Source organism: Priestia sp. YIM B13489, from assembly GCF_042787645.1.
GTDB classification, from domain to species: domain Bacteria; phylum Bacillota; class Bacilli; order Bacillales; family Bacillaceae_H; genus Priestia; species Priestia megaterium.
The window spans coordinates 1,792,777-1,807,877 of sequence record NZ_JBHZOQ010000053.1 but is presented as its reverse complement, the minus strand read 5'-3'; the positions used below and the strand labels follow the sequence as shown (position 1 = coordinate 1,807,877).

Here is a 15,101-nt window from a genome sequence, read left to right as displayed (position 1 = left end):
GTATGTGTTTATAATGCCCTACACTTCTACATCTTTATCTTTTTCTTCATCTATCAGTTCAATACTTTCCCATTTACCTGCACGTTCAAGTTCACTTTTTAAAATATCAAATAATGTACGGTGATATCGTACACTATCAGGGTTATCACTTACACTTGTTAACCTAGCATCGGTAGAACCAACTCTCATGGTGATTTGACCTACTTTATTTTTAAAAATACGTAGTGGTACTTCAATGGTTTTAGTGGTTTTGCCTTCTTGCATTTAAATTCCTGCCTTTTGTTATTATTTTTTATAATATTACTGGAATGTTTGAGTTCATATATTTAATATTATTTTGATTATTATTAAGTTCAATCAGATGTGTCTCATCAGACTTTTTAGTTAACTTCATATTTTTTAGATTCTAATCAATAGTTATAGTTACAGATTCAGGAAAATCAATAGAAAAATCATCTTTAGAGATTACCTTCAAGTCCTTCTTACCAATTGTAGAATTTTCATCCCCATCTATCATAACTACGGGTTCTAAATTAGTTAATTTAATTTTTTCCATATTTTAAAACTCAGGGCTTTAGTCTGAAAAATAAAGGCGGATTTTGATTTAGTAGACACGCTCTGAATATTTAAATATCTAGAATCAGTAGAATATAGAACAAATTCCTCTTTTAAGGAGACAAAACTATATATTAACGAACCTACCATAATAAATATTATACCTTCCAATAAAAGTCTTAGGAGTTTTATAACTTGCTCCTATTTCTTAATTTATCGTTATTGTTATAAATGAATTAACCCTTATCTTATACATTTGTTGTTATTAATTGTTTTTATTTATCATAAAACACAGTTCACCCTTGTACTTGAAATATAATTTTACTATATAAGAATGTATCTTTACATATTTAAATTAATATATAGCCTTCTATGTTTAGATTATTTAAGGAAGGGTTATGAAAAAAAGATGGTTAGATTGTTTAAAAAATTACATTTTTTCCTATATCCACAATAATGTTAATCATTAGTTATTTCATAGGAATTTTTATACAGTAAGTAATAGCAATCTAATTGAGAGAAATTATTGATGAAGGAGTGAATTTTGTGACAACAGCAATTAGTACGTTTGATTCTACAAAGATGGGACTTTTAGATTTACTTAAAGACATAAAGATAGGAAAAACACAGCTACCCGACTTTCAACGCGGTTGGGTGTGGGATGATGACAGAATTAAAAACTTGTTAGCAAGCGTTTCATTAGCTTTCCCAATTGGTTCTATACTTCTTCTAGAAACAGGAAACGATAGTACACGCTTTAAACCCAGACCAGTAGAAGGCGTGACAGATGTCCCAACAGAACCTGAAAAGCTCATTTTAGATGGACAGCAACGTCTTACATCTTTATTTCAGTCTCTTCTTTCAGAAAACCCTGTTTTAACCCATGACATTAGAAAGAAAGAGATTAAGCGTCATTACTTTATAAATGTATTTGAAGCAATAAAAAACGATTCAGACCGAGAGGACGCTATCATTTCCCTACCCGAGGATTTAAAATTACGTAATTTCAGGGGTGAAGTGACTGCCGATTATTCAACTCTAGAATTACAATGTAAAGCAGGTTTACTATATTTACCTTATATATTTAATAATGGTATCTGGGAATGGCAAAACACATTTATGACGCAAGACACTATATCTCAAGCTGAAAAATGGGACACATGGGGAAAGATAAACAGTGAAATTATTCAGAGGTTTCAACAATATCAGTTCCCAGTCATTACTTTAAAAAAGGAAACAAAAAAGGAAGCTGTATGTCTAGTTTTTGAAAAAGTAAACACAGGTGGTGTAACACTTACTGTTTTTGAACTACTAACTGCTACTTATGCTGCAGAGGACTTTGACCTAAGAAACGATTGGTTTTCTCAAAAAAGAAAGTTTAAAAATCACCCTCAGCTTGGTAATTTACAAAACGATGATTATTTAGCTGCGATCACATTACTCAGTACATATGAAGCACATAAACAAGATAACACAAAAGGCGTGAGCTGTAAGAGAAGGGATATTCTAAGACTATCTCTGTCTAATTATAAAAAATATGCCGAAATGATCTCAAACGGCTTCATTACCGCATCAAAGTTTTTAATGAGTCAAAATTTTTATAAGGCAAAAGATATTCCCTATAGAACTCAACTGATTCCACTTGCAGCAATATTTTCAGCTTTAGGAGATGAGGCTGAACAAGATACTATAAAACAATATATCTCACAATGGTACTGGTGCGGAGTATTTGGAGAACTGTACGGATCAGCTAACGAAACTAGGTTTGCTAAAGATTTGCCTGAAGTATTAAGTTGGATAGAAGGTAAAGATGAGCCGACTACAGTTAAAGACTGTAATTTTTCTCCTAACCGCCTCCATACTTTACGTACTAGAAATAGTGCAGCTTACAAAGGTGTTTACGCGCTTCTCATGCACGAAGGATGTATGGATTTTCGTACGGGAGATACTATTGGATTGTCGACTTTTTATGATGAAAATATAGATATTCATCATATCTTCCCAGTTAAATATTGCAATGACAATGAAATAGCTGAGAGTGATTACAATTCTATAATCAATAAATCACCCTTAAGTTATAAAACAAATCGAATTATTGGAGGCAATGCGCCTAGTATATACTTAGAAAAGCTCCAAAAAAGCACACGTATTACTGAAGACAGAATGAATAAAATCCTTTATTCACATTTAATAGATCCTGCTACCTTAAAAAGTAATGATTTCTCTTTATTCTTTAGTAAGAGAAAGGAGAGCTTACTTTCATTGATATCAAAGGCAATTGGAAAGAAAATAGAAAGTCTTCAGCTCAATAATGACCTTATCTTTACTAATCAAGATGGAGAGACAAATTAAATTTCTTATAATGAAACCCCTTTCCTTTACTCTAAATATCCGTCAATATTAGTTTGCACTCAATTATTTTATTGGGGACTATTATAGTCCCCAATTATCTATTATTTATCAATCGGAAACTGTAAAGAACCAATCAGCCTAGTGTTTCTCTGCTAATTTTTACTTTTTCATATATACATACAGAGTCTTTTGACAGAAATTTTTCTATTTCTAACCTTCAAGTTAAGTCAATACTTGTTCAATTTCATTAAATTTTTTGTGTATAATAACTCTGCCTATGTTTAGAAAGTTGCTTTACATAATAATGAACCCTGGGTAGTCTTATACTGGAATCTATAATAATATCAACTACCTCACCACTTCTGCCTCGCATAGAAATAATAACTAGCAATGAACAATGCTCTTTATACCCTTTAATAGCTTCACTTCAAAATGATCCACATTGGCAAAATTTTGCGTTCATACGTTATTATTTGATAAATAGTCTGGATTCCATTGTTTATGTGAATATTTTTTATAATGTATTCCAATTTCCTTTAGTAATTCATCTAATATTTTTTCAAAAATTAACCCATAACGAGAGGATTGATACCTATCTTCTCTTATATTTTCATAATTAAACCCTGCTTTTATGACTACCTCTCTGGCAGCGTAGCGGTCATCTCAACCACAACAACCGCTAGCTCCAAAAGGAACTAACGGTTATTCATAACCTCTCAGAAACCCTTCACTCTTCCACCGGCTTCTGCTCATCTGTTAACGTATCAATTTTAGTAATTTGAAGTTTGTCCTTGCCAGCGACTTTCACATGATAAATTCGTTCTTTTTTAAACTGCGTGCTCGCGTCGTATGAGTCGGTGAATGTGTACACTTCGTTTGTATAAATGCTGTAGGTTCGGTCATCATGTGACTCTGTTTTTGTCACTAAAAATTGATCGTTAGCAAACGATACGTTTTTTCCGGCTAAGGATGTGATATAGCTTTTTAACTGCTTATACACTGGCTGACCCGAATCGATATAAGGTGCCATCCCACTAAAGTCTCCGCTGTTTAAGCTTGAAAAGTAAGCGGCCTTATAAGAGATAAAAAAGTTTTCAAGATCCGTTTTTCTTACAGCATCTGGCTTAGGCTGTTCATTTTTTAACGACTTCGTGCTGGCCGTAGCTTTTATGTTTGAGCTTGTTTTTACCGTTTGATTAGCACGATTCATATATACAATCGTCAGTAATAAGACAAGGACGATAGCGCCTACTACTAAAATAGGAAAAGTGCGCCGTGATGATTGCTGCTTTTTGAGCACGGGAAAGTCTGCGTAGGATGGCAGCGTAACAGGTTTTATATCTACCTTTAACCGAACTATTGGCTGTGGTATTCCCGTGCTTTTTACACTGCCAAGCGGCTGAAGTGCTAAAAATTCTTCGTATGTAACAATAAACTCGTTTACTGCTATTCCTTTGTACATGCCGTAAATTCGGTTCCACAGTTCTCGACACCGATTATCCTTTATATCTTCACTCAGTTCGTTAAAAAATGGTCGTGATTTTTTAATAAAAGCCGCTAACCACGTTTGATGAACGTCGACTTTGTGGACTGTATTTAGGTCGTTAAGTGATTGCTTTAACTTGGCCTGTTCATTTGCATCGTTTTGGCTAATGACTTCCATACTGCGTTGCGTTTCTTTCAGCACAGTAGAAAGACTCTTACTCATTTTTTCTTGCAAGGCATCAAACTGACTGCGAACATCAGGCCAGTGAAGTTCGAGTAACTGTTTTTGTGCAGTCGTGGCTTTTCGAATACTTTCATTTAGTTCATGCTGCTTTGTGCGAAAGGCGGTCGTTTTTTGTTTGGTCACTACTTTATTTTTGCTTAGCTGATGCCATTCTTGCTTTAAACTCTTGTCTTCTTCGAGTACTGTGGCTATCGCTTGTTTTACATGTTCATGCTTTTTTTGAAAGTCAACGAACGCTGACAAATACGTATTCCAGTTTTCCTTCATTTCTTTTAACGATGACGTGTTAGCATGTTTTTCTGTTAGTTGAAAAAAGTCGTTTCTAAACACTATCATATCCGCTTCAGAAAAAAGTTCTTTTCCGAAAAGCTCTGTCACATTCCTATGTATGCTTATTAATTGTTCAATCTGTCTCGTATTGCTTTGACGCTTTTTTATGTACTCGGGATAGTCGCTTGAAAGAAACGTCACCATTGTATATTCACTGTTGTTCATGTTGTACTCTGTACGTTCTTTTTCCAGTTCGTCATACACTTTCTGCAGATGACGTTCTACTATGGAGAGAAATTTTTCTTTATCCATCCCCTCTACTTCTTCTTTTAGCATGTTTAAAGATTCCGTTTCTCCAATAAGAGATGTTTTTTCTTTATATAGCTGTATCCATGCTTCTAGCAGCTGCGCTGCTGATTCATTCCAGTGGCTTGTATTCATTGTTTGCTTCACCTGTTGTTTTTATTTTTATCCTTTTTTAACTATACAGGAATTTAACAAAAATTCTATTACAGTTTTATTACTCTTGAAAAATCAGGTTCAAGCTTTCAAGAGCCGCTTCTAGTGTTTGTTTGTCTCCTTGATCGTAGCTGTTTGCCACTAAGACTACAGTTGTAAATACAGCTTTCCATTTTGCCAGTCTGTGCGTTTCTTCGTCTACTTTTCCGTATTCTTTAAAAAAACGTACTCTTCCTTTAGGAGGTAAAAAGCTGTAGGCAATCGCTAGGTCAACTGCCGGATGACCAATATGAACATCTCCCCAGTCAATGATGCCTGAGACCATATTGTTTTGATCAACAATCATGTTTTTAATATGAAGATCTCCGTGAACAAGTACGTTTTTTTCTTGATAGTGAATTTCTTGTATGTCATTTACATAGTCTTCAAGAACCCCTTGGTTAGAATAAAGGTTACGCTCTTTCATTTGCTTAACATACTTTTCTAACGCCGGCTTTCGCTTCATCATATCAAGTCGATTCAGCTCATCAAACGGCACACCGAGCTCTTGGGCTTTTAAATGAGGATAGTGATGCAGTGTGCGAAGAAATCTTGCCAGTACAGAAGCAGATTGTATGCGCTCTTCTTCTGTTAATCTTGCAGGCGGAGTTCCTTGCACGTAGTGATAGCCCGTAAAAGGCCAAGGATAGCCTGCATTCGGCTTACCGAAAAAAATGGGCTCTGCAATGGATAGCGGCAGCTGAGAAGCAAGGCTTGGTAAAAGCTGATTTTCTGTTTTTAATAGTCCTACTGCGAGTTCTCGTCTTGGAAACCTGAAAACAAAGCGGTCGTTTACTTGATAAACCGTATTGTCAAAGCCGTAGCCAAGCAGCGAAATTTTAGCGGGCGCAAGTTCTGGAAACTGCGTCTCGGTTAGCGTTTTGGCAAGCGGTGCTGATACAATTTGTTCTGCATCCCATGTATTTGGCACTGTGATCACCTTTCTTTGATGTTGATTTTGTATGTAAAGTATACTATAAAAATGAAAAAACCTCTGACTCGTTGTCAAAGGTTTTTTCACTATACGTATTAGACTTTCACCGAGTTAAAAAACTGCGGTAAATGAGATTTATGCGCGTCTAGCATTTCGTCCAAGAGCTGCTTGGCAATAGTATCAGATGGGACTAACGGATTGATTGTCATTGCAACAAGCGCGGTATTGTAATCTCCCGTAACGGCTGCTTCGGCCGCCACTCGTTCAAAAGATTTGATTTGCTGAACAAGTCCTCGAACAGCTACAGGTAAATCACCGACTGCAATTGGCTTTGGCCCTTCTTTTGTAATCACACAGCTCACTTCAACAGCAGAATCATTCGGAATGCTGGCAATTGCCCCATTGTTAATGGTATTTACAGGCTGAATATCGCCTTTATCATTATAGATAGATGAAATTAAGCTGCAGGCTGCATCGCTGTAGTATGCCCCTCCTCGCTTTTGAAGCTGAGGGGGTTTAATTGCAAGATTAGGATCTTTATAGAGCTCAAATAAGTCTTTTTCTAACGCGCGCACTACTTCAGCTCGTGTGCCTTCGAGCTCAGCTGCATTTTGTTCTTCTTGCAGCATTTCGTTTGTTTTATAATAATAGCGGTGATAGCCGCATGGAATAACTCCTAGGCCTTTAATAAAGTCAGGATCCCATGAAACTCCTTTGATATTTCGCATAGACATCGCATTCGTCGGGTCTGCCATGGCGTCAATCACTTGATCTTTCACGCTCACTCCGTCTAAAAAGACATCTAATCCAAAGACCATATGATTTAACCCGGCAAAGCTAACCTGTACGCGGCTTTCGTCTACTTCTAGTGCTTTAGCAATCCCCATGCGAATACCGATTGGCACGTTGCATAAGCCCACTACTTTTTTATGATTGCTATAGCGTAAAATGGCTTCTGTCACCATACCAGCTGGATTCGTAAAGTTTACAAGCCACGCATTTGGACATAGTTCTTCTATATCTTTCACAATACTTAAAATCACAGGAATTGTGCGCAGCCCTTTGAATAATCCGCCCGGTCCATTTGTTTCTTGCCCAATCACGCCGTATTTTAACGGAATTCGTTCATCTTTCATTCTTGCGTCTAACAATCCTACGCGAAATTGTGTAGTGACAAAGTCGGCATCTTTTAACGCTTTTCTTCGATCCAGCGTAAGATGAATATCAATTGGCACTCCTGCTTTTTCAACCATTCGTTTTGCCAGATTCCCAACAATCTCTAGCTTTTCTTTTCCTTCTTCTACATCTACTAGCCAAAGCTCTCGTACAGGCAGCTCGTCATAGCGCTTAATAAATCCTTCGACAAGCTCCGGCGTGTAGCTTGAACCTCCGCCAATGGTTACAATTTTAATTCCTTTTGTCATTTCAATCCCTCCGCTATAATGAATGATTTTAAAATACGTTATCCAACACTTTGCTGTTCTTCTTTTACCGGTGAACAATCTATAGAAGCTCCGGTTTCTTCTATAAGTTTTTGTTTGTCCCACATTTTAAAGAATGGAAAATAGACGCCAAACGATACCACCATTAGCACAAGCTGCAGAACAGCCCCTGATATGCTTCCTGTAATTAAGTAGCCGCTAATCACCGGCGGCATTGTAAACGGCGTGACAATTCCTATTGGCTTTGCAACGAGGCCGATATCCATCGATACATACGTAATGATAACCGATAGAAGCGGCGCTAAAATAAACGGAATAATCATAATCGGATTTAATACGATAGGCATTCCAAAAATAACAGGTTCGTTAATATTAAAGAAGCCCGGTCCGATGCTTAATCTTCCTAGCTGCTTCATTTGCTGGCTTTTCGCAAACAGCACCATCGCCAGCACAAGAGAAAGCGTAGTGCCGGACCCTCCTACAAACACAATATCGTTAAATTCATTCGTTACAATATGCTTCACTGGCTCACCAGAAGCAAGAGCGGTTGCGTTTTCCGTTGTTAGCGTAAGCCATACAGGCGTCATGACAGAACCAACAATCGTCGCACCGTGTAGCCCCGTACTCCACATAAGAGTAATTAAGATAAAAATCAGAATCGTACCGACTAAGCTTGTACCAATATGAGTTAAAGGCTGTTGCAGTAAAACCGTCACGACATTATGTAAATTCCCGAAGTCTCCGACGTTTTCTACAAGCAAACGTAGCATCCATATAACCATTACAGCGCCAAACCCTGGTATTAACGCTGAAAATGAACGAGCGACAGCTGGTGGAACGGTTTCTGGAAGCTTAATCACAATATTTTTTTGAATAATCTTCCGGTAAACTTCTGTTGCGATAACAGCTATGACCATCCCCACAAAAAGACCTTTACTCGTGAACATCGCCGTTTGGTAAGCTGTTTCGACCATAGCCGTTCCATCTGCGTTTTCTCCAATCGTATACGAAACAAAAGGTGTCCCGACAAAGAAAGCAGCTAAAGACACTGCACCTGAAGCAAGTGCATCCACTTTATACGATTCTGCTAAGCGATAGGCAATCCCGAATGTAGCTACTAAAGCCATAATTTCAAACGTTCCTCGGTACGGGTATAAAATGCTTGCTTTTAGCTTAGGATGTTCTGTTAAAAAATCTGTGTAGGCTTGAAAAGGCAAATTGGCTAAAATTAAGAAAAGTGAACCGATAATAATAAGGGGCATCGTCAGGACCATACCGTCTCGTAATGCTTGAAGATGACGCTGCTGAGCAGCTTTGCCAGCAAGCGGCATAATATATGTTTCAAGTACACGATTCATTTTGCTCAATTGATTCCCTCCTATTTCGAAACTAACTGCTCAGCAGATTTTAGCACTTCTTCTCCGTTACACATTCCGTAATGAACCGGATTAATAACCTCTACTGGAATTCCTTTTTCCTCTCCTAACTTTTTCATTTGAGGAAGCAAGTAGCGCACTTGCGGACCTAAAAGTAAAATATCTGCATCATCAATATGATTTCTAACCGAGTCTCCTGGTACTGCCCAGATTTTGCACGTTGTCTCTTTTTCTTTTGCGCTTTTTTCCATTTTAGTCACTAACAAACTTGTAGACATCCCTGCTGCGCAGCATAGTAAAATATTCATTTCCAATTCCCCCTTGATCAGTGATTGATTAACATCCATAAATGAGATAAGTATCTTGCTAAGGTGTTTTCTTGTTACCTTCACTATATATTGAAAACGCTTTCAATTAAACGTAATATTTTTCCGTTACCAAAGGAAAAATATTGTGTGAATATTCTTTAAATTCTGAGGGGAAGGAATTGTAAATCAAATTGAATTGTGGTAGATTCTTAAAAAAAGATAAGCAGCTCACCCATCTAGGTAAGCTGCTTATCTGCCCTTATTATAACCCAGTAGAAATTGTCTCCTGATGTGAGATTCCTAGGTGGCGGTATGAGATGGTTACTTTTTGTATACTTATATTATCTGCAAGAGAAAGCGCATATATCTGATCACTTTCTTTTCCTTTGTGCGATCTTTCTAGCTGTTCGTCAGGGCCTGTATGCGGCTGCAGCTTCACACTTTGCAAGCTCTTAAACGTATAGCCTTTTGTTTCTTCGCTAGTAAAGTCTCCAAGAAGGAACTCTTTTTTATCATTGCTTACTTGTATTTTTGCATATTCGGACGTTTTGTTTCCGTTGATACGGATTTGTTCTATTTGAATATCTCCTAGAGAGCCCTTATTACCTATAGAAATCAGCTGAACTTTTTTGTTCTTGGCACAGCCAGCGGCTTTAGCCTCCAACGATGCACTCATTTTTACAAATGTATATACTCCAACAAATACGATAATCAAGATACTAGCTATAAGAAAAATCTTTTTCAAAAAAACACTCCTTACCTGACTTTTTCATGAAATACAGCTTCTGTTTATTGTCTTTTTCATATACACGCATCTGCAAATTTCTTACAAGCTCCTATCAACTCTTCTTTTTTAGCAAGCTGACAAACCCACTCTTCAGGAATACCATCCAGCTGATAATATGCTCCTGCCATAGTACCTGCAATAAAGCCTATTGTGTCTGTGTCTTCTCCTAAATTCACAGCGGTAAATACAGCTTCTTTGTAGTCATCGCTTTGCAGAAAAGACCAAAGAGATGCTTCTAGCGAGCTGACGACGTATCCAGTTGACCCGATTTCATTTCTCGCTGCGTGCGGCAAGCTTAGGTTTAACACTCGTTCATACGCAGTGAACTCTGCTTCATACTCCGTACCTGTTAACTGCTTTTGACAAAGATTTACCGCTTTTTCATATGCTTCAAAAGGCTGGTCGCCGTCAAGAAGACAAATAAGCAGCTCCACGTATATAATGCAGCCAAGCGTAGAGCGCACATGGCGGTGCGTGACGTGAGCAATTCTTTCTATTTCTTCTTTTCTTTTTATAAAGCTAGGTTCCTGACGTAGTGTAAACGCAAGCGGAGCAATACGCATAAGCGCTCCGTTTCCGTTGTCGTATTCAGCACTTCCTCCCCACTCTTCTTTAGGAAGCCCGCTTTTATAGCGGCGAATCGCTTCGCTTGTGGCAATGCCAATATCAAACATTTCTCCGTACGGCGTCCAGTAGCCATTCGCCCAATAGCTCGCAAACTTTTGCATCAAATCATATTCATCTTGTTTGTCTAGTAGATTATCAATCAAGCACATCGTCAGAGATGTATCATCTGACCACGTTCCTTTAGGCTGGTTGTATGTACCGTAGCCTGTCATAGTTGTGATCCGAAATGTATCGCGTTTTTTAAACTCAACTGGAACGCCTAAAGCGTCTCCAACAGCTCCTCCTAGAATCGTAGAAAGGACTTTTTTATGTAGCGTCATGCAATCAACTCCTTTTTCTTATTGTAATTGTTTGATTTTGGAATTTGCAAGAGATCTCTTGCCTAGATGCTTTTTCTTCTTTATAAAATAGGAAGAAATATAAAGACATCCCTTCATAATTCTCTAAAACAATTGACCACCAAGAACAAACGTTCTATGATTACTTTGTAAATATATGGAGGTGAAAACAATGAGACCCGAACTTACAAAAAATTTATCTATCAATGACTTCACGGATTTTTACTGGCTCAAAACCGAGCTGCAGAAATTTTGCCGTGAAAACAACATGAGCCCGTCTGGATCTAACATGGAACTTTCAAAAAGAATTGAAGTGTTTTTAACAACCGGTGACACTCAACACTCAGGAGCACCTTCTAAAAGACGCTCGTCCTCTAAAACACAAGCGCCGCTAACATTAGATACCGTCATTGGGGAAAACCACCGCTGCAGTCAAGAAGTACGGGCTTTTTTTAAAGAAGCCATTCATCCTACGTTTCATTTTTCCACGTATATTCAAAACTACCTTAAAGAAAATGTAGGGAAAACCTATCGAGATGTGGTAAAAGCGTGGCATGAAGAAGAAGAACGAAAAAAGCAGCCTTCTTATCAAAAAGAAATTGCGCCTCAGTTTGAGTACAACCGCTTTATTCGCGATTTTTTTAACGATCCGAAAAACAAAGGAAAAAGCCGCGATGATGCAATTGTAGCGTGGAAGCATTTGAAACTTCAGCCTGGAAGCAATCAATACCACTCTTAAATCAAACTCTACATAAATAAAGAGCATTAAAACACCACCTCAAGAAAAGGTGGTGTTTGTGCACGCCTGTAGATTTCTTCACATACGCATGTGCTGTTTGTTACGGCGTAAAATCTTTAGCTATAAACAGACTCTTTTTTAATTAAACCAAGCGTCTGTGAAGTGGACGCATGAATTTCGTTAAAGAAGTCTGGATGATCAACTAATGACATGCCATAGGAAGGAATCATTTCTTTTATTTTTGGCTCCCACTTGTTCATGTTTTCTGGGAAGCATTTTTCCAATACTTCAAGCATAACGTGAACCGCCGTTGATGCACCAGGCGAAGCGCCAAGAAGTGCAGCAACAGAACCATCAGCCGCACTTACAACTTCTGTACCAAACTGAAGCGTTCCTTTTCCTCCGGCTTCCGTGTCTTTGATTACCTGAACACGCTGGCCTGCTACAACGATATCCCAGTCTTCGCTTTTAGCGTTCGGGATAAACTCACGCAGTTCTTCCACACGTTTTTCATTTGATAACAGCACTTGCTGAATCAGGTATTTCGTTAACGCCATTTCTTTGACGCCTGCTGCTAGCATGGTTAAAATATTATTCGGTTTTACAGAACTGATTAAATCCAAGTTTGAACCTGTTTTTAAGAACTTTGGTGAAAATCCGGCAAACGGGCCAAACAACAGCGTCTTTTTGTTATCGATATAGCGTGTATCAAGATGCGGAACTGACATTGGCGGAGCTCCGACTTTGGCTTTTCCATATACTTTCCCGTGATGCTGCGCAATGACTTCAGGGTTATTGCATACCATAAATAATCCGCTTACCGGGAAGCCTCCAATATGCTTGGATTCAGGAATACCTGTTTTTTGAAGTAAAGGCAAGCTTCCGCCTCCGCCTCCGATAAAGATAAACTTTGCCGTGTGGTACTCAACTTTGCCGCTGTCTACATCTGCGACTTTTACTTCCCACATACCGTCACTTTTACGTTTAATATCTTTTACACTTCGTTTGTAATGAACGTGAACCCCTTTATTCTTCAGATGGTCAAACAACATGCGTGTTAAAGCACCGAAGTTTACGTCTGTTCCCGAATCAATTTTAGTTGCGGCAATCGGTTCATTTGACGTGCGCCCCTTCATGATTAGCGGAATCCATTCTTTTAGTTTGTCAGGACTGTCGGAATACTCCATTCCTTGAAACAACGGATTGTTTGACAGCGCTTCAAAACGCTTTTTCAGAAACGATACATTTTTTTCCCCTTGTACCAAACTCATATGCGGAATTGGCATGATAAAATCTTGCGGATTGCGAATCAACTTGCTGCTTACCAGATAAGACCAAAACTGTCTTGACAGCTGAAACTGCTCGTTAATTCGGATCGCTTTTGTTATATCTATAGATCCATCAGCTTTTTCTGATGTATAGTTTAGTTCGCACAGCGCAGAATGGCCCGTCCCTGCATTATTCCATTCGTTCGAGCTTTCTTCCCCTGCGTCTGCGAGTTTTTCAAATACTTTAATGTCCCATTCAGGTGCTAACTCTTTGAGTAATGATCCCAAAGTTGCGCTCATGACTCCGGCACCAATTAAGATAACGTCTGTTTTTTTCTGTACGTTGCTCATTATAACCTTCCTCATCCCCTATATTTGTAAAAAGATGTAGGCGCTCCTGCTTACGTAGTAAAAAAATTCAGGTGCGACCTAAGAACACACCTTTTTCTGTCTCACTTATAACTATATCACAGTATAATTGTCTGATGATTATAAACTATTCAAAAATGATAAAAAAGTGAGAAAATCGCCCACAAATTCCAAAAAACTTATTAAATTCCGTCTGCATTTTCTTTTATTAGTAAACTTTTATACCTACTTCTAAGTGGCAAAGCATTGATTAATAAAATAACAAACTATTCCAAAAATTCAGCTTAAAAACCAAAATAACTGTCTTGAAAATTTCACCTACTATAACTATACTCATTTGAAAGAACAAACAGCACTATAATTAGAAATGCCTTCATTCTTTTTGACTAGTTATACGTAGACGTATATATATGTATAGAGCACCGGCTCGTCCAGGTGCATATTTAGAAAAATAAGTATATATTGCAATGGCTAATTTTCAGCTCATATTGCAAGTTACAATATCTATGTCATATAACATACCATGAAATAAGTGAATAAGTAAATGATTATTCAGAAATTTATGTTATAAAACCTAACATGTATGTTGACTTTTACATAGGACATAGTTATTGATAAAGAGTAGCACCTTACATGCTTCTCTTATTTCAAAGTTGTTTAGTTAAATCGTTCATGCGTCGTGGTTATTATTAGCTTCCACCAAAATAAGCCACGCTTAGCACGTGACTTGTTTTGGTTCTTATTGAGCTTGGTTGAATATTCTCTCGTGTAAACGTCCAAATACCACGATTTTTACCAAAACCGCTAAATTCAAACTTAAAATCGCCTTCTTTTAGTATATCAAACATTGCAATACCGCTTTGTTTTTTCTCCTGGTGAAATAATTTCCATTCAAATAATCCTCTGTGGCACCAGAAACAACCTTGGCATTGTCCATATTCATCTAAATAAATTATTCTATCTATCGTGCGCTCTGAATGCAAATACAAAGTTTTTTTGTTCTTATACTTATGCCTTTTTTAATAAATTCTTATGGTGTACCTATTAAACCAGGATTTATTTGTTCAATCCTTGCCCAGTCAAATAAACACGTAATAGACATTCTATTAGTACATTGAATTTTTATAGATCCCCCTTCCCCAATATCTTCAATTTCGAATTCCTCAATTTCATTAATAGTTCCAAATGAATTGATTTCCAATTCTTTCACACCCAAAAATGACATTTCAATATATACTATGTCCCATTCCCCCCACCGTTTAGGCTTATTTTTTACAATCTCTTTAGTAGATAATTGAATAAATAATGTCGGACCATCTCTTTTTATTTGAACACTCAATAATTCAGAATTGTTAAACATTGGCATCCTACCAAAAATGCCTGTAACTGCTTGAGGGTTCATTATCCTACTCGAGTTAATCATATATACACTCCTCTATTTCTATTAATACGTTGTCTATCTCTTACACGCTTTATAATTAATCAAGACTATATCTCTGATATAAATAC

At 37.5% G+C, this 15,101-nt stretch carries 14 protein-coding genes; 2 read left to right on the top strand and 12 right to left on the bottom strand.

Going from position 1 to position 15,101, the window contains the following annotated elements; translation table 11 throughout:
- Nucleotides 1-18 precede the first annotated feature (18 nt).
- Together ACFX4W_RS15055 and ACFX4W_RS15050 are read right to left on the bottom strand one after the other, a co-directional pair.
- Nucleotides 19-264, bottom strand: coding sequence for a hypothetical protein (locus ACFX4W_RS15055; RefSeq protein ID WP_377559717.1), 246 nt, complete (start codon nt 262-264; stop codon nt 19-21).
- 142 nt (nt 265-406) lie between these two features.
- Complete coding sequence (locus ACFX4W_RS15050) at nt 407-556, bottom strand: hypothetical protein (protein WP_377559716.1); 150 nt, start codon at nt 554-556, stop codon at nt 407-409.
- A gap of 545 nt (nt 557-1,101) precedes the next feature.
- Between ACFX4W_RS15050 and ACFX4W_RS15045 the strand changes: the two genes are divergently transcribed.
- Complete coding sequence (locus tag ACFX4W_RS15045) at nt 1,102-2,907, top strand: GmrSD restriction endonuclease domain-containing protein (protein WP_367046874.1); 1,806 nt, start codon at nt 1,102-1,104, stop codon at nt 2,905-2,907.
- A 727-nt stretch (nt 2,908-3,634) separates the two neighbouring features.
- Here the strand turns inward: ACFX4W_RS15045 and ACFX4W_RS15040 are convergent.
- The 7 genes from ACFX4W_RS15040 to ACFX4W_RS15010 all read right to left on the bottom strand — a co-directional run bounded on the left by ACFX4W_RS15040 (nt 3,635) and on the right by ACFX4W_RS15010 (nt 11,198).
- Entirely contained in the window at nt 3,635-5,347 is a 1,713-nt protein-coding gene (locus ACFX4W_RS15040; RefSeq protein ID WP_377559713.1) for a TcaA NTF2-like domain-containing protein, read from the bottom strand.
- A gap of 79 nt (nt 5,348-5,426) precedes the next feature.
- Nucleotides 5,427-6,335, bottom strand: coding sequence for a phosphotransferase (locus ACFX4W_RS15035; protein WP_377559710.1), 909 nt, complete (start codon nt 6,333-6,335; stop codon nt 5,427-5,429).
- Between the two features lie 98 nt (nt 6,336-6,433).
- Nucleotides 6,434-7,762, bottom strand: a complete 1,329-nt coding sequence (locus tag ACFX4W_RS15030; protein ID WP_280559812.1) for a 6-phospho-beta-glucosidase — start codon at nt 7,760-7,762, stop codon at nt 6,434-6,436.
- Between the two features lie 38 nt (nt 7,763-7,800).
- On the bottom strand, nt 7,801-9,147 hold the full coding sequence (gene celB / locus ACFX4W_RS15025; RefSeq protein WP_377559707.1) for a PTS cellobiose transporter subunit IIC: 1,347 nt from the start codon (nt 9,145-9,147) through the stop codon (nt 7,801-7,803).
- An 11-nt stretch (nt 9,148-9,158) separates the two neighbouring features.
- Nucleotides 9,159-9,464, bottom strand: a complete 306-nt coding sequence (locus ACFX4W_RS15020) for a PTS sugar transporter subunit IIB (RefSeq protein ID WP_043983066.1) — start codon at nt 9,462-9,464, stop codon at nt 9,159-9,161.
- Nucleotides 9,465-9,726: 262 nt separating this feature from the next.
- A complete protein-coding gene (locus tag ACFX4W_RS15015; RefSeq protein ID WP_043983069.1) occupies nt 9,727-10,209 on the bottom strand; it encodes a hypothetical protein in 483 nt (160 codons plus the stop codon).
- A 56-nt stretch (nt 10,210-10,265) separates the two neighbouring features.
- Complete coding sequence (locus ACFX4W_RS15010) at nt 10,266-11,198, bottom strand: ADP-ribosylglycohydrolase family protein (RefSeq protein WP_280559813.1); 933 nt, start codon at nt 11,196-11,198, stop codon at nt 10,266-10,268.
- Nucleotides 11,199-11,388: 190 nt separating this feature from the next.
- Here ACFX4W_RS15010 and ACFX4W_RS15005 point away from each other — a divergent pair, with 190 nt between their 5' ends.
- Nucleotides 11,389-11,955: a DUF6434 domain-containing protein gene (locus ACFX4W_RS15005; RefSeq protein WP_043983073.1), complete on the top strand. Its 567-nt coding sequence runs from the start codon at nt 11,389-11,391 to the stop codon at nt 11,953-11,955.
- A gap of 116 nt (nt 11,956-12,071) precedes the next feature.
- On the opposite strand, the gene ACFX4W_RS15000 is transcribed toward ACFX4W_RS15005, so the two are convergent.
- The 3 genes from ACFX4W_RS15000 to ACFX4W_RS14990 all read right to left on the bottom strand — a co-directional run bounded on the left by ACFX4W_RS15000 (nt 12,072) and on the right by ACFX4W_RS14990 (nt 15,015).
- Nucleotides 12,072-13,574, bottom strand: a complete 1,503-nt coding sequence (locus ACFX4W_RS15000; protein WP_013083523.1) for a malate:quinone oxidoreductase — start codon at nt 13,572-13,574, stop codon at nt 12,072-12,074.
- Between the two features lie 707 nt (nt 13,575-14,281).
- Nucleotides 14,282-14,440, bottom strand: coding sequence for a hypothetical protein (locus ACFX4W_RS14995; protein WP_155726330.1), 159 nt, complete (start codon nt 14,438-14,440; stop codon nt 14,282-14,284).
- Nucleotides 14,441-14,622: 182 nt separating this feature from the next.
- Nucleotides 14,623-15,015, bottom strand: coding sequence for an immunity 50 family protein (locus tag ACFX4W_RS14990; RefSeq protein WP_043983075.1), 393 nt, complete (start codon nt 15,013-15,015; stop codon nt 14,623-14,625).
- Between the last annotated feature and the right edge of the window lie 86 nt (nt 15,016-15,101).